Raw genomic sequence first — 20874 nt, forward strand, 5'->3', positions numbered from 1 at the left:
GACCATTTTGTACCGATTACGCGTGCTTAACGAGCGGCGCCCAGTACGGGAACCAGGGCGACGCCCAACGACTCAGGATCATGCTTGGGGCGACCGTCCGCAACGGCCACGGGTGCCAATACCAGGCGCGCGCCCAGACCCTCGGCGGCGCGCCGCACCGGCTCCGGTTCGCCCACCCACTCGCCATCGGCCAGCACGACGTCGACGCGCAGACCGGGCAGATAGCGGTGCAGGGCGGCCAGGTGGTCGGCGACCGACAGGCCGAGCGTCTCGTTCTCGTTGGCCAGGTTGAGCGTCACCAGCCGCCGGGCCGGGCTCTTCATGATCGCCTCGGCCAGCCGCGGCACCATCAGATGCGGCAGCACGCTGGTGAACCAGCTGCCCGGCCCGAAGATCAGCCAGTCCGCCTCGTCGATCGCGGCGATCGCCTGCGCGCACACCGGCGGGTCGGCCGGGTCGATCCGCACCGCCTCGACGTGCCCGTGCGCGACCGCCACCGCGTGCTGACCGCGCACGGTGACGACCTCGTCCGGACGGCCCGGGTCGGTGCCCCGCATGTCGGCCTCGATGCCGATCGCGTGCCGGGCCATCGGGAGCACCCGCCCGCGCGCGCCGACCATGGCGGCCGCGTGGTCGAGCGCCTGCACCGGGTCGCCCAGCATCTCCATGAGGCCGAGCAGCAGCAGGTTGCCGACGGCGTGACCGACCAGCGGGTCGGGACCGCCGACGCCCGGCGCCGGGATCTCGGCGAAGCGATACTGCAGAAGCTCGGCCGTGCGCTGAGTGGTCGCCTGATCGTCGGCCAGCGCGGCCAGGGCCTGACGCAGGTCGCCCGGGGGCAGCAGCGCGTCCCGTTCGGCCAGCAGCCGGCCGCTCGAGCCGCCGTCGTCGCCCACGGTCACCACGGCCGTGATGTCGAGCTCGAGGCCCGCCGCGGCCCGGCTGCGCAGAGCCCGCAACGAGGCACCGAGACCGTGCCCGCCGCCGAACGCCACCACCCGTACGGGCATGCTCACTCCCGCCCGAGGTCGCGGTGCGACGAGTGGGCGGCCAGACGCATGTCGCGCAGCTGGGCGGTGAGCTCCTCGGAGATGGCGACGCTGCGGTGCTTGCCGCCGGTGCAGCCGACCGCGACAGTCAGGTAACGCTTGCCCTCACGCTCGAAGCCCGGGGCGGTGGCCGCGATCAGTCCTGCGTACGTCTTCACGAAGTCGCCCGCGCCCTCCTGGTCGAGCACGTACGTGCTGACCGCCTCCTCCAGCCCCGTGTGGTCGCGCAGGTCGGGCACCCAGAACGGGTTGGGCAGGAACCGGGCGTCCATCACGTAGTCGGCGTCGGGCGGCAGGCCGTACTTGAACCCGAACGACAGCACGGTGATGCGCAGCCGCCGCACGTCCTCGCCGCCGAACAGCTCCTCGACCCGGCGCCGCAGCTGGTTCACGTTCAGGTGACTGGTGTCGATGATCACATCGGCCTGCTCGCGCGCCTCGGCCAGCAGCTTGCGCTCGGCCGCGATGCCGTCGGCCAGCCGGCCGTCACCCTGCAGCGGATGCGAGCGGCGCACCGACTCGAACCGCCGGATCAGCACGTCGTCCTCAGCGTCGACGAAGACGACCCGGGGCGAGAAGCCGCGCTCGCGCAGCGCGTGGATGGCCCCGGCCAGGTCGGTTGAGAAGGCCCGGCTGCGCACGTCGAGCACCATGGCCGTGCGCCGCGCGGCCCCGCCGGCCTGGAAGGCCAGCTGCGCCATGTCGAGCATGAGCGCCTGCGGCAGGTTGTCGACCACATAGAACCCGACGTTCTCGAGCGCGCGGGCAACCGTGCTGCGCCCACCGCCGGAGACACCGGTCACGACCACCAGATCGGTGGTCACCTCGTCACGATCGGTCGCGTCGGACACGAACTCCGGCATCGACTCCGTCAACGCACACGCCTCCCAGCGTCGCTTCGCCCGCGCCCCTGGCGGACACAACATCCTAGGCCGAACCCGGCAGACCGATCTCTCCGGACGACTGTCATCCATCCGATCGGTGCCCGGCCCCGTCGTTCCAACCGCAGGCCGCCGCCCCGCGTTCCGCCGCACGCCCCCGCAGCCAGTGACATTTCACTCTGGATCAATCCCCGCCCGCCCGCCCACTCGCGGCGGTGACATTCCAGCGCGAGCAGACACCAGCAGCGCCCGCACGCGACCCGACGAGTGACATTTCAGTTCGGATCAACCGCGGGCCGACCTCGCGACCGGGCCTTGGCGGCTCTGGCTTATTCAGTGGCGGGTCCCCGCGCTCGGCCAGGGCGCCTGAGCCCGGTTGGCCCCCGGCTTCGTGCGGCCGGCACCACCGGCTGGGATCGCGCCCAACTCGGACCGTTGCGCCAGCGGTTCCAGTCCCTGTGCCGTTGACTTGGGGTCTTGCGACACCGACTCCCAGCCCGGGGCTACCGGCTCCGGCTCGGTCTCCCGAGTAACCGGCTCATGTCCGACCTCCCCCGCCGCTGGCTCATGTCCGGCCTCCCCCGCCACTGGCTCGCGTCCGGCCTCCCCCGCCACTGGCTCGCGTCCGGCCTCCCCCGCCACTGGCTCGCGTCCGGCCTCCCCCGCCACTGGCTCGCGTCCGGCCTCCCGCATCCCCGGCTCCGGCTCCGGCTCGACCTTTTGCACCGAAGGCTCCGGCCCGGCATCCCGCACCGTCGGCCCGGCGTCGGTCTCGGACGGGTCTGACTCGGGCGACTCGGTGCCCGCCGGTTTTGCGCCGCCGGGGTTGAGGGCGGCGAGCAGAGCCTCGGCTGTGCGGCGGCCGATGCCGGGGACCTCGGTGATCTCTTCCGGGGTGGCCGCGGAGAGGCGCTTCAGTGAGCCGAAGTGGCGCAGCAGTGCCTTGCGGCGGGTCTCCCCCAGGCCGGGCACGTTGTCCAGCGCCGAGGCTGTCATTCGCTTGGAGCGCCGCTGACGGTGGAACGTGATGGCGAAGCGGTGGGCCTCGTCGCGGACGCGCTGCAGCAAGTAGAGCGCCTCGGACGTGCGCGGCAGGATGACCGGGAAGTCGTCGCCGGGGAGCCACACCTCTTCCAGTCGCTTGGCCAGGCCGCACAGTGCGACGTCGGTGATGCCCAGGTCGGACAGCACCGCGGCGACCGCGTTGACCTGCGGCTGGCCACCGTCGACGACGACCAGCTGCGGCGGGTAGGCGAAACGGCGTGGCCGGCCGGTGAGCGGATCGATGCCGGGCAGGTTGCTGGTGATGACCTGGTCGGCATCGTCCGGCTCGACAACATCGCCCGGCAGGCCGGCGGAGACCGACTGAGCGGCATCGCCCGACAAGCCGGCGGCGACCGGCCCAGCAGCGGCGTCTGACTCCGCGGCGGCGATCGGCCAACTGGCGGCGTCCGACTCAGCGGCGGCGAGCGGCCCAGCGGCATGGCCCGACAGGGCGGCGGCATCGGTCAGGGCGGCGGCGTCCGGGTCTTCGGACTCGGGGCGGTCGCGCGGGGCGTCGGCGCCGGGCTGGGCTCGGAAGCGGGCGAAGCGGCGGCGCATTACCTCGCTCATGGCGGACAGGTCGTCCGTGCCGCTGCCGTCGGGGTTGCCGCGTACGGCGAAGCGGCGGTATTCGCTCTTGCGGGCCAGGCCGTCCTCGAAGACGACCATGGAGGCGACCACGTCGGTGCCCTGGATCTGGGAGACGTCGAAACACTCGATGCGCAAGGGGGCCGAGTCGAGGCCGAGGGCCTCGGCGATCTCGTCGAGGGCCTTGCTGCGGGTGGTCAGGTCGCCGGCCCGGCGCAGCTTGTGCCGCTGCAGGGACTCGCCGGCGTTGCGGGCCACCGTTTCCATCAGCGCGCGCTTGTCGCCGCGCTGAGGCACACGCAGGGCGACCCGGCTGGTGCCGCGGCGGGCGGAGAGCCAGTCGGCCAGGGCGGGGGCGTCGTCGGGCAGGGCGGGCACGAGCAACTCGCGGGGGACGTCGCTCTCACCCTCGGACTCGCCGTACATCTGGGTGCAGAAGTGGTGTACCAGGTCGCCGGTGGTGAGGTCTTCCACCTTTTCGACGACCCAGCCGCGCTGGCCGCGGACCCGGCCGTCGCGTACGTGGAAGACCTGGACGGCGGCCTCGAGCGGGTCTTCGGCGAAGGCGACCACGTCGGCGTCGGTGCCGTCGCCGAGCACGACCGTCTGCTTTTCCATGGCACGGCGCAGGGCGGCGATGTCGTCGCGCAGGCGGGCGGCCTTTTCGAACTCGAGCTCTTCGGAGGCGGCCATCATGTCGCGCTCGAGCCGCTTGACGAACGTGTCGGTCTTGCCGCCCATGAAGTCGCAGAAGTCGTCGACGATCGCGCGATGCTGTTCGGCGCTGACCGAGCCGACGCACGGGGCCGAGCACTTGCCGATGTAGCCCAGCAGGCAGGGCCGGCCGATCTGGCCCGAGCGTTTGAAGACGCCGGCCGAGCAGGTGCGAGCCGGGAAGACGCGCAGCAGCAGGTCGAGGGTCTCGCGGATGGCCCAGGCGTGCGAATAGGGCCCGAAATAGCGGACGCCCTTGCGCTTGGCCCCGCGCATCACCTGCAACCGGGGGAACTCCTCGTTCAGCGTCACCGCCAGGAACGGGTAGGACTTGTCGTCCCGGTATTTCACGTTGAACCGGGGATCGAACTCCTTGATCCACGAGAACTCGAGCTGCAGCGCCTCGACCTCGGTGCCGACGGTCACCCAGTCCACACTGGCCGCTGTGGTCACCATCTGCTGCGTGCGCGCGTGCAGCGACCAGGTGTCGGCGAAGTACGAATTCAGCCTGTTCCGCAGGTTCTTCGCCTTGCCGACGTAGATGACGCGGCCGGTCGGATCGCGGAAACGGTAGACACCCGGGGCCTCGGGGATGGTTCCGGTCGCCGGGCGATAGCTCGAGGGGTCTGGCACAGGTTCAACAGTAGTGCGGGGGACTGACATGATTACCCGACCGGAGGTCCGTCACCGCCGCCACGGTGCGGACCTCCGGCCCGGCCAATCGCGTCACATCAGGCCGCGACGATGTTGTCGCCGTCCACCTTGACCTTGATCGCGGGCAGGGCCTTGGTGGCCGGGCCCGACGTCGGCTCGCCGGTCTCGATCGAGAACTTGCTGTTGTGGCAGGGGCACGCGATCTGCCCGCCGTCGATCTTGTTGACGTCGCAGCCGGCGTGCGTGCAGACCTTGCTGAACGCCTTGAACTGTCCGGCCGTGGGCTGGGTGATCACGTAGTCGCCCTGGATCACGCCGCCGCCCTCGGGCACGTCGCCCACGGCGGCCAGCGTCGCGCCGCCGGAACCGCCGTTGCTGCCCGAGCCGCTGTCGCCACCGGCGGGACCGGCGCTGCCGGCCGGACCGGGGTTGTCGGTGAAGTCGCTGCCGTTGCTGTTGGTGCTGGACGAGCTCGTGCCGCAAGCCGCGAGGACAGCGGTGGCGCCCGCCGCGCCCGCGCCGAGCAGGACCACACGGCGCGTCGAGGCCGTCGGACGGCGGGGCTCCTCGGGGGAGATCTCGGCGTCGGTCTTGGTCTGCACGTCTGTCATCGTGTGTCCTCCAGTGCCTGGTCCGCGTAGATGGTCACGCGGCGTCGCCTCTACATACGCTGACGCGGTCCGCCAGGTTCAGGCGCACCGCGAAATTCTCTGCCGTTGCCGTGGCGGTCCGTGCGGTTTTGCGGGCCTTCGCCCGGCGCGGTTTCCTGCTGTTTACCGGCACGGCAACGCCCGGTCGAGGCTATGTCCCCGACCGGGCGCGGTAGCTATGAGTCACCTGTGACCTTGCTGAAGGTGCGGCCCGGCCGGCGCCGGGCCGCACCTCGTCACGCCTGGGTCGCGGCCTTGGCGCGCGACCGGGCGGCCCGCGGCTTGACGGCCGCCGTGGTCTTGGCGGCCGGAGTCTTGGCCGCCGCCGGAGTCTTGGCCGCCGCCTTGGCTGGGGCCGCCTTGGCCGGCGTGCTCTTCGCCGCCGCGCTCTTGGCCGCCGTGCCGCCGGCCGCCGCGCTCTTGGCCGCCGTGCCGCCGGCCGCCGCGCTCTTGGCCGGCGTGCCGCCGGCTGCCTTGCCAGCGGCGCCGTTCGCCTTGGCCGCGCGGCTGACCGCGGCGGGCGAGCCCTGAGCCTCGCCCTCGAGCCCGAGCATGTGCCGCAGGAACTGACCGGTGTGGCTCTCGGGCACCTCGGCCAGCTCTTCGGGCGTGCCGGTGGCCAGCACCAGACCGCCCTTGCTGCCGCCCTCGGGTCCCATGTCGATAAGCCAGTCGGCGTTCTTGATCACATCGAGGTTGTGCTCGATCGTGATCACCGTGTTGCCCTTGTCGACCAGGCCGTTGAGCACCAGCAGCAGCTTGCGGATGTCTTCGAAGTGCAGGCCGGTGGTCGGCTCGTCGAGCACGTAGACCGTCTTGCCGGTCGACCGCTTCTGCAGCTCGGAGGCCAGCTTGACGCGCTGCGCCTCACCACCGGAGAGCGTGGGGGCGGGCTGGCCCAGACGCACGTAGCCGAGGCCCACGTCGACCAGCGTCTTGAGGTGACGGTGGATCGACGTGATCGGCTCGAAGAAGCCCGCCGCCTCCTCGATCGGCATCTCCAGCACCTCGGAGATCGTCTTGCCCTTGTAGTGCACCTCGAGCGTCTCGCGGTTGTATCGGGCGCCCTTGCACACCTCGCACGGGACATAGACGTCGGGCAGGAAGTTCATCTCGATCTTGATCGTGCCGTCGCCCGCGCAGTTCTCGCAGCGGCCGCCCTTGACGTTGAACGAGAACCGGCCCGGGCCGTAGCCGCGCACCTTGGCCTCGGTCGTCTCGGCGAACAGCTTGCGGATGTTGTCGAAGACGCCCGTGTACGTCGCCGGGTTGGACCGCGGGGTGCGGCCGATCGGCGACTGGTCGACGCCGACGACCTTGTCCACGTTTTCCAGGCCCGAGATGCGGGTGTGCCGGCCCGGCACCATGCGCGCGCCGTTGATCTGGTTGGCCAGCACGGTGTAGAGGATGTCGTTGACCAGCGTCGACTTGCCGGAGCCGCTGACCCCGGTGACCGCGATGAACTGCCCGAGCGGGAAGCCGACGGTCAGGCCGCGCAGGTTGTGCTCACGGGCGCCCTGCACGACCAGCTCACGGCCGGGCATCTGCGGGCGGCGACCGGCCGGGGTCGGGATCGACTTGCGGCCCGACAGGTAGGCCCCGGTCGGCGACTTCTCGTTCTTGAGCAGGCCCTCGACCGAGCCGCTGTGCACGATGTGACCGCCGTGCTCACCCGCGCCGGGGCCGATGTCGACGATCCAGTCGGCCGTCCGGATCGTGTCCTCGTCGTGCTCGACCACGATCAGCGTGTTGCCCAGGTTGCGCAGCCGCACCAGCGTCTCGATGAGCCGGTGGTTGTCGCGCTGGTGCAGGCCGATCGACGGCTCGTCGAGCACGTAGAGGACGCCGACCAGGCCGGAGCCGATCTGGGTGGCGAGCCGGATGCGCTGCGCCTCGCCGCCCGAGAGCGTGCCGGCGCCGCGGTCGAGCGACAGGTAGTCGAGGCCCACGTCGACCAGGAACTGCAGCCGGGCGTTGATCTCTTTGAGGACCCGCTCGGCGATCATCTTTTGCCGGTCGTCGAGCTCGATGCCCGACAGCATCTCGGCGCACTCGCCGATCGACAAGTTGCAGACCTCGGCGATGCTCTTGCCGTCGATCGTGACGGCCAGCACCTCGGGCTTGAGCCGGGTGCCGCCGCAGACCGGGCAGGGCACGTCGCGCATGTAGCCCTCGTACTTGTCGCGCGACCAGTCACTCTCGGTGTCGTTGTGCCGACGCTCGATCCACTGAATCACACCCTCGAAACCGGTGTAATACGAGCGCTCGCGGCCGTACTTGTTGCGGTAACGCACGTGGACCTGGTCCTCCGCGCCGTACAGCACCAGTTTCTGCACCCGGGTGGACAGCTGGCGCCACGGGGTGTCGATGCTGAACTTCTCGCTGGAGGCCAGCGCCTCGAGCAGGCGCAGGAAGTATTCCTGGGTCTGGCCGCCGGACCAGGGCTGGATGGCGCCCTCGCGGATGCTCCGCTCCTCGTCCGGGATGATCAGCTCGGGGTCGACCTCTTTCTTGGTGCCGAGGCCGGTGCACTCCGGGCAGGCGCCGTAGGGCGCGTTGAACGAGAAGACCCGGGGCTCCAGGTCCTCGATCGCCAGCGGGTGGTCGTTGGGGCAGGCCAGGTGCTCCGAGAACCGGCGCTCGCGGCTGGGGTCGTCCTCGGGCAGGTCGACGAAGTCGAGCAGCACGATGCCGGCGGCCAGGCCGAGCGCCGACTCGATCGAGTCGGTGAGGCGCTGCTTGCTGCTCGCCTTGACGCTGAGCCGGTCGACCACCACCTCGATGGTGTGCTTCTCCTGCTTCTTGAGCTTCGGCGGCTCGGTCAGCGGGTGGACCACGCCGTCGACCCGGGCCCGCGCGTAGCCCTTGGACTGCAGCTCGGCGAAGAGGTCGACGTATTCACCCTTGCGGCCGCGGATGACCGGCGCCAGCACCATGAAACGGGTGCCCTCGTCCATGGCCAGGACGCGGTCGACGATCTGCTGCGGCGTCTGCTTGCTGATCCGCTCGCCGCAGATCGGGCAGTGCGGGATGCCCGTACGCGCGAAGAGCAGACGCAGATAGTCGTAGACCTCGGTGATCGTGCCGACCGTCGAGCGCGGGTTGCGCGAGGTCGACTTCTGATCGATCGACACCGCCGGGGACAGGCCCTCGATGAAGTCGACGTCGGGCTTGTCCATCTGCCCGAGGAACTGCCTCGCGTACGACGAGAGGGACTCGACGTAGCGCCGCTGCCCCTCGGCGAAGATCGTGTCGAACGCGAGGCTGGACTTGCCGGACCCGGACAGACCGGTGAACACGATCATCGCGTCGCGGGGCAGGTCAAGGTTGACGTCACGCAGGTTGTGTTCGCGCGCGCCTCGAATAGTCAAACGGTCGGCCACCAGCCAGCCCTTCATGCCGCGAAGATCGAAAACCGTACAGATGTATGAGTCGAGCAGAGCCGCGGCAACTCTAGCCATGGGGTACGACAAGTTTCGCCGCCGCGCGCGCCAAGAAGGTGTAGCGCGTGCCTCATCCCGCACATTCCCGCAGTTCGGGCGCGAGAAAACTCACTCTGAAGGTGGAACCGGAAGAGAGCGTACGTCCCAGACCTGGACTCCGCCGATCAGCTGCGGGCGGCCCAGGGCGGCGGTCATCGTGTCGAGCAACGGGCCCTCGTTGCGGCCGCCGGGCACCAGCACCACCACGGCGGCCCGCCAGAAGATCAGATCTTCGGTGATGCGGGTCTTGTCGGCCGGGGTCAGCTGCGGGCGCTCACCGAACTCCCGGACCCGCCACAGCAGGTCGGAGGTGAACCGGCGCGGCGCGTTCCACGACCCGGTGTCGTCGCGCGGCGGGTCGGCCGGGCCCATGAAGTAGCCCCGCGGCGTGCGGTATTCCAGGTGCGAGAGCGTGGCCCACCGCATCCCCGTACGGCCGGTGGTGACCTCGGGCAGCGGCACGGTGACCAGGGTGCGGTCGTCGCTGACGTACTGCCGCCAGGTGCCCTCGGTCAGGAACGGCGGCATCGGGTCGCCCTGGACGACCGGCAGCGGCTTGGGGAACAGCGGCACCAGCGCCAGCACCAGGCCGACCTGCCACAGCCGGCGCCCGCGCGGGGTGAACTCGCGCCGCCGGTCGGTGGCCAGGGCGAGCAGCACGCCGGCGATCGTGGCGGGCACCATCGCGAACCGGGTGACGCTGACCAGGTCGATGATCGGCACGTGGCTGATCAGCCCGAACGGCAGCGGGATGCCGGTGCGCCCGCCGAACACCACCATTTCCGGGCCCATCGACACGACCAGCAGGACGAGCGCGGAGACGGCGGCGGCCCGGGCGGCCACCGAACGCCACAGCACGATCACCGAGGCCACGATCATCACGAGACCGATCGGGCCGAAGAACAGGTTGTCCTCCGTGCCGCTCACGCTCATCTGCCGGGTCAGTTCGGCGTTGCCGGCCAGCGACTGCCGGGCGAACCCGGCGATCGAGGCCAGGTCGGTGGCGTACATGTCGGGGGCGAACGGCTGGCCGTGGTAGTTGCCCTTGGCGAAGAACTGGTACCACAACGGGTAGGCCAGCAGCGGCAGCGAGATGGCGGCCGCGACCCCGAGGCCGGTCAGCATGGGCCGCGCGTCACGCCGGGCCCGGGCCGGGGCCATCACCGCGTACGCGATGACGAAAACGCCCAGACCGAGCGCGGCGAACAGCAGGCTCTCCTCGTTGATGAAGACCTGCACCACGATCAGCAAGCCCAGGACCACCCCGCTGCGCACGGCGCGGCCCGGCTCACGCAGCCGCAGCGCGTGCCAGACGATGAACGGCAGCACCCACTGGCTGACGAAATTCACGTGGCCGTTGGCGTGCGAGATCATCGTGGGCGCGAACCCGCACCACAGGCCGCCGATCCAGGCCGCGACCCGGCTGCGCACCAGATGACGCGAGAGCACCCAATACCAGGCGGCGGCGGTGCCGGCCAGACCCAGCGTGATCAGCAGCGCCACCGAGAAGCCGGGGCCGAACCAGTGCGTGACCGGGGCCAGCGGCAGGCTCAGGGCCAGCACCGACGTGTTGGCCATCATGTTGACGCCGTCGGGCACGTTGAGCCGGTCGCTGAAGAACGGGGTGTCGCCGTGGAACAGCACCCGCTCGCCGTGCGCCAGCATGAACAGGAACACGCCGTGGTCGTCGTCGTTGGTGGCCAGCACCCGCCCGTTGGGGTCGCGCCAGAGCTGGAACGTGACCAGCGCGGACAGCACGGCGTAATTCAGCAGCGCCCAGAGATCGGCCCGCGAGCGCCGGGACGCCGACGTCTCGGACCGGGACTCGGCCCTGCCTTCGACGACTTCCTCCACCGCACGCACCGGTGCATTGTGCCAGAGGGGTCGGTCAGGAACGCCTGCGGCGGTGGCCGGCCGCGCCCGCCAGCCGGGCCGACTGACGTGCCGATTCCACCTCGATCTCGCCCCGGAGCTTGCGCCAGCTGCCCAGCCGCCGCGGCGCGAGCGACCCGCCGGCCACGGCCAGCGTGACCGCGCAGCCGGGTTCCGCGTCGTGCCGGCAGTCGTCGAACCGGCAGCCGGCCGCGAGCCCGGTGATGTCGGTGAACGCGCGGCTCAGGCCCTCGGCGGTGTCGAGCAGGCCGACGCCGCGGATGCCGGGGGTGTCGAGCACGGCGCCGCCCTCGGGAAGCAGCACGAGATTGCGGTACGCGGTGGTGTGCCGGCCCTTGCCGTCCAGTTCGCGGATCTGTTGCACCGGCATGACCGGCGTGCCGGCCAGGGCGTTGACCAGCGTCGACTTGCCCGCCCCGGACCGGCCCAGCAGGGCCAGGGTGCGGCCCTCACCGGCGTACGGGCGGATCCGCTCGAGGCCCTCGCCCCGCCGGACGCTCACCGCGACCACCGGGACGCCCGGCGCGATCTCGGCGATCTGCCGAGCGATCGCCTCCGGATCGGCCGAGGTGTCGGATTTGGTGAGGATGAGCAGCGGCCGGGCGCCGGACTCCCAGGCCAGAGCCAGAAGGCGTTCGATGCGGGCGTCGTCCGGTTCGGGGTGGATCGGCTCGACGACGGCGACCGTGTCCATGTTCGCGGCCAGCACCTGCCCGGTGCTGTCCTTGTCGGAGGTGCGGCGGATCAGGCAGGTGCGCCGGGGCAGGACGGCCTCGGCGGTGACCCGGTGATCGGGCCATCGGCGCAGCACCACCCAGTCGCCCGCGCAGGGCAGCGAGGCCGGGTCGCGGGCCGCCCCGAGCAGCACGCCGCCGCCCAGGCTGGCCCGGACGACGCCGTCCGCGCCGAGCACGGTGCAGACGCCGCGGTCGGCCCGCAGCACACGGCCGGGCGAGGCGTCGGACCGGTCGTAGGGGCGGTATGCGGATGCGCGGGACTCGTCCCAGCCCAGCTGGGACAACTCGTGTGCCATGAGGATCCGTTTCAGGACAGGGAGACAGCCGGACCGCGTGGTCAGGCGGCGGCCTCCGGGTAGAGGGACGCAAAGACGAACAGCACGCTCCCCACCTCCTCCGCGGAATCTGATCGGCGCGTCTGCACCGACGGTACGGACGCGCCTACCCCAGCGAAAGCGATTTCCGACCCACTAGGGTTTCCTGCGTGACCATGGATCCGCTCGTCATGTTGACCGACGTAGACCGGGCGACCGACGACCTGCTGCGCACCGCGGCCGACCTAGACCCCGCGGCGGTGGGCGGGCCGTCGCTGCTGCCCGGCTGGACGATCGGGCACGTGCTGACGCATGTGGCGCGCAACGCCGACGCGCTGACCAACCTGCTGACCTGGGCCCGCACCGGTGTCGAGACCCTCCCGTACGCCTCCCCGCAGGCGCGCGACGCGGCCATCGAGGAGGGCGCCGGCCGTCCCCTGCGCGAGCAGCTCGAAGACATCCGGGCCGCGCACGACCGGTTCGCCGACGCCGGGGCGGCCATGCCCGCCGAGGCGTGGGCGTTCCGGCTGCCCTGGCTCGGGCAGTCGGCCGCGGCGGTGCCGTGGACCCGGCTGCGCGAGGTCACCGTGCACCACGTCGACCTCGGGCTCGGTTACACGCCGTCCGACTGGTCCGACGCGTTCGCGCTGCGCCTGTTGCGCGAGATCGCCGCCGGGGCCGGTGCGGACTGGCCCGCGATGCACCTGCGGCCCTACGGCATCGACCACGTGGTGGCCATCGGCGACGGGCCCAACCCGCCGGTCGTCGGCGGGCCCACCAAGTCGATCGCCGCCTGGCTGACCGGCCGGGGCGACAGCGCCGGCCTGACCGTCTCGCCCGACGGCGAGTTCCCGACCCCCGCGAGGTGGAAATAGCCATGGCGTACACCGGAGAAGTCACCCAGGGCGGGCCGCCCGACGTGCGTGAGCTGGGCGGCCTGACCATCACCAAGGTGTCGGTGGGCCCGATGGACAACAACGCCTACCTGCTGCGCAGCGGCGACGACCAGCTGCTGATCGACGCGGCCAACGACGCGCCGACCTTGATCGCCCTGGCCGGCGGCGCCCGGCTGAGCACGATCGTGACCACCCACCGCCACGGTGACCACTGGCAGGCGCTCGAGGAGGTCGTCGCGGCGACCGGGGCCGAGTCGCTGGCGCACATCGACGACGCCGCCGAGATCCCGCTGGTCAACCGCGACCTGCGCGACGGCGAACACCTCACGGTGGGCGACGCCACGCTCGAGGTGATCCAGCTGGTCGGGCACACGCCGGGCTCGATCGCCCTGCTCTATCAGGACCCGGACGGCTCGGCCCACCTGTTCACCGGCGACAGCCTCTTCCCGGGCGGCGTCGGCAACACGCGGAAGAACAAACAGAACTTCGAGTCCCTGATCAACGACGTCGAACGCAAACTGTTCGACCGCCTGCCCGACGACACCTGGTTCTATCCGGGTCACGGCAAGGACTCCACGCTCGGCGCCGAGCGCCCCCACCTGCCCGAGTGGCGGGCCCGCGGCTGGTAGCCGGCCCTCACGCGACGGTGAACTGCCGTAGAAGGCCCGTGTAGGCCTTCGGCGGCGGCGGCGCGTACTCCTGGCGGGCCGACGTGCGGATCCCCAGGGTGACCAGCGACTGCACCATGACCGTGGCCGCGGCGACACCGTCGATCACCGGCACCCCCAGCTCGGCGCTCGCCTCGGCGGCGAAGGCGGCCATCCCCGCGCAGCCCAGCACGATCACGTCGGACTGGTCACGCTCGAGGGCGTGCCGGGCCAGCGCGACGACCTCCTCGCGCGCGGCCGGGTCGGACTCGAGGCTCAGCACGGGGATGTCGCAGGCGTGCACCCCGCGGCAGGCCCCGGCCGGCACGTAACGCGCGGCCAGGTCGTGCGCCCGTCCCCGCGTACGGGAAAGGGTCGTGACCACGCTGAAACCGCGACCGACCAGGGTGGCCGCGTGCATCGCGGCCTCGGCGATGCCGACCACCGGCCCGGTGGCCAGCTCGCGGGCCGCGTCCAGACCGGGGTCGCCGAAACAGGCCAGCACGTGGCCGTCGGCCCCCTCGGCGGCGACCGCGGCCAGCACCCCCGGGACGGCCAGGGCCTCGTCGTAGTGGCTCTCGATCGAGGCCGGGCCCATGACCGGGGTGACCGCCTCCACGACGACGCCCGGACCGGCCACGGCCCGGGCGCTCGCCGCGATCAGCGCGGTCATCGACTCCGTGGTGTTGGGGTTGACGACCCGGATTCTCATGCGACGCGGGTCCTGGGGGTCAGCAGCAGATAGGTGACGAAGCCCAGGCCCATCCCGATGAACCAGCTGTACTGCGCGGTGGTGTGCATGCCGGGTCCGCCGGTCCACAGCACCGGGATCATCGCGATCACCGCGCCGGCCGCCGTCGCGATGATCGCCGGCGGGTTGTACCCCTTCTTGTAGTGATAGCGGCCCTCGGGCGACATCGTGAACATGGCGTCGACGTCGATCTGCTGCTTGCGGATCAGGTAGTAGTCAGCGATCAGCACCCCGAACAGCGGGCCGATGAAGGCGCCCAGCGTCTCCAGCGTGTAGTGGATGACGTCCGGGTTGTTGTAGAGGTTCCACGGCGTGAGCAGCACCGACCCGACCGCCGCGATCATGCCGCCGGCCCGCCAGCTGATGCGTTGCGGGCTGACGTTGGAGAAGTCGAACGCCGGCGAGATGAAGTTGGCGACGATGTTGATGCCGATCGTCGCGACGGTGAAGGTCAGCGCGCCCAGGGCGATGGCGAACGTGCTGTCGATGCGCGACACGGTCTGCACCGGGTCGGTGATCAGCTCGCCGAAGACCGGCAGGGTCAGCGACGCGGTCACCACCACCAGGATCGCGAAGAACAGGAAGTTCAGCGGCAGGCCGAGCAGGTTGCCCCGTTTGACCGCGGCGAACGACTTGCCGTAGCGGGAGAAGTCGCCGAAGTTGAGCATCGGGCCGGAGAAGTACGACACCACCAGCGCGATGGCCCCCAGCATGACCGGCACCGCGTCCCAGCCGTGGTATTTCACGTCGCCCAGGTTGAGGTCAATCTCGCTCCAGCCGGCCTTCCAGATCAGATAGCCGCACAGCAGGATCATCACGACGTAGACGGCCGGCCCGCAGAAGTCGATGAACTTGCGGATCGTCTCCATGCCGGTCCAGAACACCGCCGCCTGCAGAACCCAGAGGATCGCGTACGTGCACCACCCGAGCAGCGGCAGGCCGAGGAACCCGTACTGGTTGACATCGGCGTACGGGAGCAGGCTGGGCCAGAACTTGAGGACCACGACGTCGAGCGCGGCCGAGGCCAGGTAGGTCTGAATGCCGTACCAGGCGACGGCGATCGCCCCCCGGATGATCGCCGGCACGTTCGCGCCGAGCACACCGAACGCGGCCCGGTTGATCACCGGATAGGGCACGCCGGTCATCTGGCTCGGCTTGGCGACCAGGTTGCAGAAGAAGTAGACGATCGTGATGCCGACGACCAGCGAGACCAGCACCTGCCAGCTCGACAGGCCCAGCGCGAACAGGCTGCCCGCGGTCACATAGCCACCGACGCTGTGCACATCGGACATCCAGAACGCGAAGATGTTGTACGAACCCCAGTGCTGTTTGCGCAGCGGGGCGAGGTCCTCGTTCGTCAGGCGCGGATCGTAGGAGGGCTTGATGACGCCGCTACCGACCGGCATGCCGGCGGCTTCGACCAGGTCCTTGGGCTTGCTCGTGGTGATGTCGGCCATAGCCGTGACGCTAGGTATCGGCTGTTTCACATAGATGAGCGGAACTGTATATCTTCCGGCTCGAACAGGCCGGTGTCCTGCGGCAACGCCCCGATCGCGGTCTGCAGCCGATGATGGTGGGTCTCGAACACCGCGATCAGCGTGTCGGTGTCGCGGGCGCAGAAGGCGGCCAGCATGCCGGCGTGGTCGGCGTGCAGCTGCTCCCGCTCGGAACTGCCCAGATGCGACATCGGCTGCAACGGCTCGGTCTGGTTCCACGCCAGGTCGAGCATGTGCAGCAGGCGGCGCATCCGGCACGGCCTGATCAGCGCCAGGTGGAAGCGCCGGCTCTCGCGGTGATAGACCCTTCCGTCGTACGCGGTGATCGCCTCGTCGAGGGCATGCAGCGCCGACCGGGCCTGCTCGTCGTCGTCCGGGCACGCCCGCTCGACGGCCACCCGCAGCCCGGCCGTCTCGAGGGCCTCGCGCACCAGATAGATCTCCGCGAACTCGGGCGCGGTCATCATGGCCACGCGATACCCGCCGTTGGGCCGGTGATCGACCAGCCCTTCCCCGATCAAGGTCATCAGAGCTTCCCGTACGGGGATCCGGCTCACCCCGAACGCGGCCGCCACCGCATCGACGGGGATGGCCGAGCCCGGCGGCACCTGCCCGTCCAGGATGATGCCGCGCAGCTCGTCGAGGATGACGTTCTGCGGGCGGCCGAGGGGGCGTCCGGCCAGCCGCGAGATCAGAACCGATCGACGACGGGGACCTGGCATGACCGGAATCTAGACCCGGGCCGTTACGGGGCCTTTGCCACTTCGGTCGTTCCGGCGCACCTTCGTCATCCCGCCCCCTGGGTTGTGGCCCGCGTCACTCCCCTCACGCAAGCATCTCTCTGCCCTCAGCGGAAGGGGAAGTCGTGGCCGGTGGGTCTGATTAGGCTGAAGGACACTCGGCCTGGGAGGTATGTCGGTGGAGATGCGCCACGATCCGATGCGATGGGGCCAGCCGCAGTCGCCCGAACCCTGGGCGCAGGGCGGCGGTGGGCCGGGCCTGCCGGGCTGGCTCGAGGAGAAACTCTTCGACCAGCGGATCGTGATGATCCGCGGCCAGCTCACCTCGGAGGCCGCCTCGGGGGTCGCCGCGGCCCTGATGACCCTGGACGCGCACGGCGCGGCCCCGGTCCAGCTGCACGTGGCCAGCCCGGGCGGCGAACTCGGGGCCGTTCTCTCGATCATCGACGTGATCGACTCGATGGCCGCACCGGTTCAGGCCGTGATCACCTCGCAGGCCGGCGGCGCCGTGGTGGCCCTGCTGGCCGCGGCCGAGCGGCGGGCGGCGTACCGGCACGCCCGTTTCAAGCTCAACGAGCCCCGCTCGGCCGGCGTGACCGGCACCGCCGACGAGGTCGCCCGGGCCGCCGGGCAGCACCTTCGCGAACTTGAGGAGATCACCCTGCGGCTGGTCGAGGTGACCGGTCAGTCCCGCAGCCGCATCGAGGACGACATGTCGGCCGGCCGCAGCCTGACCGCGCAGGAGGCCCTGGAATACGGGCTGATCGACGAGATCCTCGGCAAGGCATGAAAAAACGGGCCCCGGAATCACCCGGGGCCCGTTTTTTAAGAGCCTGATCAGACGTTGACCTTCACGCCCATGGAACGGGCGGTGCCGGAAACGATCTGGATCGCGGCGTCGAGGTCGTTCGCGTTGAGGTCGGGGAGCTTGCGCTCGGCGATCTCCTTGACCTGCGTCGCGCTCAGCGTCCCCACGGTCTGGGTCAGCGGGTTGGACGCGCCCGACTGGATGCCCAGAGCCTTGCGGATCAGGAAGCTGGTCGGCGGGGTCTTGTAGATCAGCGAGTGGCTGCGGTCCTCGAAGACCGAGACGATGACCGGGATGATCTCGCCGCGGTTCTTCGCCGTCGCCTCGTCGTACTCCACCTTGACGGCACGCATGTTGGCCCCGGTGGGACCAAGCATCTTGCCGAGGTCGACCATCGCGGCGTTACCCGCCTCAAGCGCGAGGGTTACCTCATGAGTCTTCTTCTTGGGCGGCATTGCGTAGAGCTCCTTAAGGTGAGCTGCAAGCCGAAAAACGCAGCTCGCCAGCTTCAATCAACACGCGACAACCCCGAGACCTTACTACCGTGCCGATGAACCGGTCAAAACGGCGGGTCCCGGGTTACGCCAACCAGTGTATCCCGGCCGTCAGAACTGGTCACACTCGCACCGGCTCATCAGCGAACGCACCGCCGCCACGTACTCCGGGTTGGGCAGGGTCCGGCTGTCGGCGGCCGCCTCGATCGCGCCCTGACCGGCGTTGTAACCCGAGATCACCACGTTGAGCAGGCACCACGAGGTGTGCGACTTGCACTTGCCGGCGCTGAGGTTGTAGTTCTCCTTGAAGTAGTTCTGCCCGGCCCACCGGGTGAACCACGCGATGTAGTTGGCCCCCGCGTACGCGTTGTCCTTGTAGTTCTTGGCGTCGTACTCGAGGCCGAACCGGTTGTTGATGAAGGCCACCGTGTCGGGCATCACCTGCATGACACCCGTGCCGCCGTCACAGTTGTGGATGTTGGTCTGCCAGCCGCTCTCCTGCCAGGCGATCGCCTTGACCAGCGGATAGTTCAACTTCAAGGTCGGCGCTTCGGTACGCCAGTAGACGCGGGCCGAGGCCGACTTGAGCGCCTTCTTGACCGTCTTCTTAGCCACCGGCTTGGTCTTGTCGTAGTGCGCGCACGCCGGCAGCTCGCTCCAGAACGCCGGCTGGGTCGGCTCGGCGGCCGGCTTTGTGGTCTTCTTCGTCTTCGACGGCGCCGGCTTCGGCGTGCCGGTCGTCGGCTCCGGCGTCGGCGACTCGGTGATCGGCTCGAACTCCGGCTCGCTCGCGACCGCGGTGGTCGCGGCCGTTGACGGCCCGGCCGCCTCGTCGTCGTCGCCACCACCGGTCAGACCGCACCCGGCCACGATCATCAGCACGGCCGTCGTCGCCGCTCCCAGTTTCAGTCCTCGTGTCATCAACCGGCCCTTCCTCCCCGTTCGCGGTAGTCGCGGCCGCACGCTAACCCTTCGATACGCTCCGCCGCCGCACCCTTAAACCAGGACTGAAAGGTCGATCCAACCCCGACCCGGAACCGCAACCTGGACCGGGGACAATAGAGGTATGCAGACCCGCACCGACCTACGCAACGTCGCCATCATCGCTCACGTCGACCATGGCAAAACCACCCTGGTCGACGCCATGTTGCGCCAGGGCAGCCAGTCCCACGCGCGCGGCGAGATGGCCGACCGCGCCATGGACTCCATGGACCTGGAGCGGGAAAAGGGCATCACCATTCTCGCCAAGAACACGGCGATCAGCTACCAGCCCGCCGAAGGTGACCCCGTCACCATCAACATCATCGACACCCCTGGCCACGCCGACTTCGGCGGCGAGGTCGAGCGCGGCCTCACCATGGTCGACGGAGTTGCCCTGCTCGTCGACGCTTCCGAGGGCCCGCTGCCGCAGACGCGGTTCGTGCTGCGCAAGGCCCTGGCGGCCAAGCTTCCGATCATTCTCATCATCAACAAGGTCGACCGGCCCGACGCCCGCATCAAGGAGGTCGTCGACGAGACCTACGAGCTGTTCCTCGACCTCGACGCCGACGAGCACCAGATCGAGTTCCCGATCGTCTACGCCTGCGCCCGCGACGGCATCGCTTCGCTGACCCAGCCCAAGGACGGCACGGTTCCCGAGGACAGCACCGACCTCGAGGTCCTGTTCAGCACGATCCTCGAGACCATCCCCGCGCCGACCTACACCGAGGGCGCGCCGCTGCAGGCCCACGTCGTCAACCTCGACGCGTCGAACTTCCTCGGCCGCCTGGCGTTGTGCCGGGTGCACGAGGGCACGATCCGCAAGGGTCAGACCGTCGCCTGGTGCAAGACCGACGGCACGATCAGCAACGTCCGCATCTCCGAGCTGCTGATCACCGAGGGTCTCGAGCGCAAGCCGGCCGAGAGCGCGGGCCCGGGCGACATCATGGCCGTCGCCGGCATCGCCGACATCATGATCGGTGAGACGCTGGCCGACGCCGAGAACCCGAAGCCGCTGCCGCTCATCACGGTCGACGAGCCGGCCATCTCGATGGTCCTCGGCACCAACACGTCGCCGCTGGTCGGCAAGGTCAAGGGGGCCAAGGTCACGGCCCGCATGGTCAAGGACCGCCTCGACCGCGAGCTGATCGGTAACGTCTCGCTGCGGGTCCTGCCGACCGAGCGGCCGGACGCGTGGGAGGTGCAGGGCCGGGGCGAGCTCGCGCTGGCCATCCTGGTCGAGCAGATGCGCCGCGAGAACTACGAGCTGACCGTGGGCAAGCCCCAGGTGGTCACCAAGACCATCGACGGCAAGATCCACGAGCCGGTCGAGCGCCTGACGATCGACGCCCCCGACGAATACATGGGCGCCATCACCACGCTGCTGTCCACCCGTAAGGGCCGGATGGAAGAGCTGATCAACCACGGCACCGGCTGGCTGCGCATGGAGTGGCTGGTTCCGGCGCGAGGCCTGATCGGCTTCCGCACCGAGTTCCTCACCGAGACGCGCGGCACCGGCATCATGCACCACCTGTTCGAGGACTACGAGCCGTGGTTCGGCGAGCTGCGCACCCGCAGCAACGGCTCCCTCGTGGCCGACCGGGCCGGCGCCGTCACCGGCTTCGCGATGATCAACCTGCAGGAGCGCGGGCAGCTCTTCGTCGAGCCGTCCACCGAGGTGTACGAGGGCATGATCGTCGGCGAGAACTCGCGCGAGGACGACATGGACGTCAACATCACCAAGGAGAAGAAGCTCACGAACATGCGGGCCGCGAGCGCCGACAACACCGAGCGCCTGATCCCGCCGCGCAAGCTCTCGCTGGAGCAGGCCCTGGAGTTCTGCCGCGAGGACGAGTGCGTCGAGGTCACCCCGGCCGCGGTGCGCATCCGCAAGGTCATCCTCGACCAGCAGACCCGCGGCCGCCAGGCCGCACGCCGCAAGCACCAGCAGTAACCGGCACGCACAGAGCGGCGGGGGGGGCGGAGACGATGCGCGGGCCCCCCGCGAGGTTGGCTCGCACCCCCCCCCCCGCGAGGGCCGGGGGGGCGCCCGCGCCC

At 70.1% G+C, this 20874-nt stretch carries 14 protein-coding genes and 2 pseudogenes; 4 read left to right on the top strand and 12 right to left on the bottom strand.

Going from position 1 to position 20874, the window contains the following annotated elements:
• Positions 1 to 26: 26 nt before the first annotated feature.
• The 7 genes and pseudogenes from ACZ3I4_RS11390 to rsgA form a co-directional block, all read right to left on the bottom strand.
• On the bottom strand, positions 27 to 1010 hold the full coding sequence (locus ACZ3I4_RS11390) for a gluconeogenesis factor YvcK family protein (RefSeq protein WP_465381775.1): 984 nt from the start codon (positions 1008 to 1010) through the stop codon (positions 27 to 29).
• 2 nt (positions 1011 to 1012) lie between these two features.
• Positions 1013 to 1912, bottom strand: coding sequence for an RNase adapter RapZ (rapZ, locus tag ACZ3I4_RS11395; protein WP_465381853.1), 900 nt, complete (start codon positions 1910 to 1912; stop codon positions 1013 to 1015).
• Positions 1913 to 2743: 831 nt separating this feature from the next.
• Positions 2744 to 4909, bottom strand: a pseudogene (gene uvrC / locus ACZ3I4_RS11400) (excinuclease ABC subunit UvrC); the annotation flags it as partial.
• Positions 4910 to 5007: 98 nt separating this feature from the next.
• The gene (locus ACZ3I4_RS11405) at positions 5008 to 5541 is read right to left on the bottom strand and encodes a Rieske (2Fe-2S) protein (protein WP_465381776.1); all 534 of its coding nucleotides are present in this window, start codon (positions 5539 to 5541) and stop codon (positions 5008 to 5010) included.
• Positions 5542 to 5996: 455 nt separating this feature from the next.
• Positions 5997 to 8963 (bottom strand): annotated as a pseudogene (uvrA, locus tag ACZ3I4_RS11410) (excinuclease ABC subunit UvrA); the annotation flags it as partial.
• Positions 8964 to 9131: 168 nt separating this feature from the next.
• Positions 9132 to 10925: a DUF6311 domain-containing protein gene (locus ACZ3I4_RS11415; RefSeq protein ID WP_465381777.1), complete on the bottom strand. Its 1794-nt coding sequence runs from the start codon at positions 10923 to 10925 to the stop codon at positions 9132 to 9134.
• A gap of 25 nt (positions 10926 to 10950) precedes the next feature.
• A complete protein-coding gene (gene rsgA / locus ACZ3I4_RS11420) occupies positions 10951 to 11988 on the bottom strand; it encodes a ribosome small subunit-dependent GTPase A (protein WP_465381778.1) in 1038 nt (345 codons plus the stop codon).
• A gap of 188 nt (positions 11989 to 12176) precedes the next feature.
• On the opposite strand from rsgA, the gene ACZ3I4_RS11425 reads away from it, so the two are divergent.
• Positions 12177 to 12881, top strand: coding sequence for a maleylpyruvate isomerase family mycothiol-dependent enzyme (locus ACZ3I4_RS11425; RefSeq protein ID WP_465381779.1), 705 nt, complete (start codon positions 12177 to 12179; stop codon positions 12879 to 12881).
• A 2-nt stretch (positions 12882 to 12883) separates the two neighbouring features.
• Positions 12884 to 13531, top strand: coding sequence for an MBL fold metallo-hydrolase (locus tag ACZ3I4_RS11430; protein WP_465381780.1), 648 nt, complete (start codon positions 12884 to 12886; stop codon positions 13529 to 13531).
• Between the two features lie 7 nt (positions 13532 to 13538).
• Here the strand turns inward: ACZ3I4_RS11430 and ACZ3I4_RS11435 are convergent, their stop codons facing one another.
• From ACZ3I4_RS11435 to ACZ3I4_RS11445, 3 genes are read right to left on the bottom strand one after another with little or no spacing between them, the layout of a single operon-like run.
• The gene (locus tag ACZ3I4_RS11435; protein WP_465381781.1) at positions 13539 to 14261 is read right to left on the bottom strand and encodes an aspartate/glutamate racemase family protein; all 723 of its coding nucleotides are present in this window, start codon (positions 14259 to 14261) and stop codon (positions 13539 to 13541) included.
• Positions 14258 to 15757: an NCS1 family nucleobase:cation symporter-1 gene (locus ACZ3I4_RS11440; protein WP_465381782.1), complete on the bottom strand. Its 1500-nt coding sequence runs from the start codon at positions 15755 to 15757 to the stop codon at positions 14258 to 14260. The genes ACZ3I4_RS11435 and ACZ3I4_RS11440 overlap by 4 nt, the downstream gene beginning before the upstream one ends.
• A 26-nt stretch (positions 15758 to 15783) precedes the next feature.
• Positions 15784 to 16518 (bottom strand): GntR family transcriptional regulator, encoded by a 735-nt coding sequence (locus ACZ3I4_RS11445; RefSeq protein ID WP_465381783.1) that lies wholly within the window; start codon positions 16516 to 16518, stop codon positions 15784 to 15786.
• 202 nt (positions 16519 to 16720) lie between these two features.
• Between ACZ3I4_RS11445 and ACZ3I4_RS11450 the strand changes: the two genes are divergently transcribed.
• Complete coding sequence (locus ACZ3I4_RS11450) at positions 16721 to 17326, top strand: ATP-dependent Clp protease proteolytic subunit (RefSeq protein WP_465381854.1); 606 nt, start codon at positions 16721 to 16723, stop codon at positions 17324 to 17326.
• Between the two features lie 47 nt (positions 17327 to 17373).
• Here ACZ3I4_RS11450 and ACZ3I4_RS11455 read toward each other — a convergent pair whose 3' ends face one another.
• On the bottom strand, positions 17374 to 17799 hold the full coding sequence (locus ACZ3I4_RS11455; RefSeq protein ID WP_465381784.1) for an uL11 family ribosomal protein: 426 nt from the start codon (positions 17797 to 17799) through the stop codon (positions 17374 to 17376).
• A gap of 150 nt (positions 17800 to 17949) precedes the next feature.
• Positions 17950 to 18759: a transglycosylase SLT domain-containing protein gene (locus ACZ3I4_RS11460; RefSeq protein WP_465381785.1), complete on the bottom strand. Its 810-nt coding sequence runs from the start codon at positions 18757 to 18759 to the stop codon at positions 17950 to 17952.
• 145 nt (positions 18760 to 18904) lie between these two features.
• Here ACZ3I4_RS11460 and typA point away from each other — a divergent pair, with 145 nt between their 5' ends.
• Positions 18905 to 20770 carry a translational GTPase TypA gene (gene typA, locus ACZ3I4_RS11465; RefSeq protein WP_465381786.1) on the top strand — a complete coding sequence of 622 codons (1866 nt, stop codon included), beginning with the start codon at positions 18905 to 18907 and terminating at the stop codon, positions 20768 to 20770.
• Positions 20771 to 20874 lie beyond the last annotated feature (104 nt).

Source organism: Actinoplanes sp. NPDC021490, assembly GCF_055562135.1.

What these genes read in the sequence shown, in the direction of transcription:
- ACZ3I4_RS11440 (WP_465381782.1), bottom strand. Translation starts at nt 15,757, where the DNA reads ATGGCCGACATCACCACGAGCAAGCCCAAGGACCTGGTCGAAGCCGCC.
- ACZ3I4_RS11405 (WP_465381776.1), bottom strand. Translation starts at nt 5,541, where the DNA reads ATGACAGACGTGCAGACCAAGACCGACGCCGAGATCTCCCCCGAGGAG.
- ACZ3I4_RS11390 (WP_465381775.1), bottom strand. Translation starts at nt 1,010, where the DNA reads ATGCCCGTACGGGTGGTGGCGTTCGGCGGCGGGCACGGTCTCGGTGCC.
- ACZ3I4_RS11450 (WP_465381854.1), top strand. Translation starts at nt 16,721, where the DNA reads ATGCGCCACGATCCGATGCGATGGGGCCAGCCGCAGTCGCCCGAACCC.
- rapZ (WP_465381853.1), bottom strand. Translation starts at nt 1,912, where the DNA reads ATGCCGGAGTTCGTGTCCGACGCGACCGATCGTGACGAGGTGACCACC.
- ACZ3I4_RS11435 (WP_465381781.1), bottom strand. Translation starts at nt 14,261, where the DNA reads ATGAGAATCCGGGTCGTCAACCCCAACACCACGGAGTCGATGACCGCG.
- ACZ3I4_RS11430 (WP_465381780.1), top strand. Translation starts at nt 12,884, where the DNA reads ATGGCGTACACCGGAGAAGTCACCCAGGGCGGGCCGCCCGACGTGCGT.
- ACZ3I4_RS11445 (WP_465381783.1), bottom strand. Translation starts at nt 16,518, where the DNA reads ATGCCAGGTCCCCGTCGTCGATCGGTTCTGATCTCGCGGCTGGCCGGA.
- rsgA (WP_465381778.1), bottom strand. Translation starts at nt 11,988, where the DNA reads ATGGCACACGAGTTGTCCCAGCTGGGCTGGGACGAGTCCCGCGCATCC.
- typA (WP_465381786.1), top strand. Translation starts at nt 18,905, where the DNA reads ATGCAGACCCGCACCGACCTACGCAACGTCGCCATCATCGCTCACGTC.
- ACZ3I4_RS11460 (WP_465381785.1), bottom strand. Translation starts at nt 18,759, where the DNA reads ATGACACGAGGACTGAAACTGGGAGCGGCGACGACGGCCGTGCTGATG.
- ACZ3I4_RS11455 (WP_465381784.1), bottom strand. Translation starts at nt 17,799, where the DNA reads ATGCCGCCCAAGAAGAAGACTCATGAGGTAACCCTCGCGCTTGAGGCG.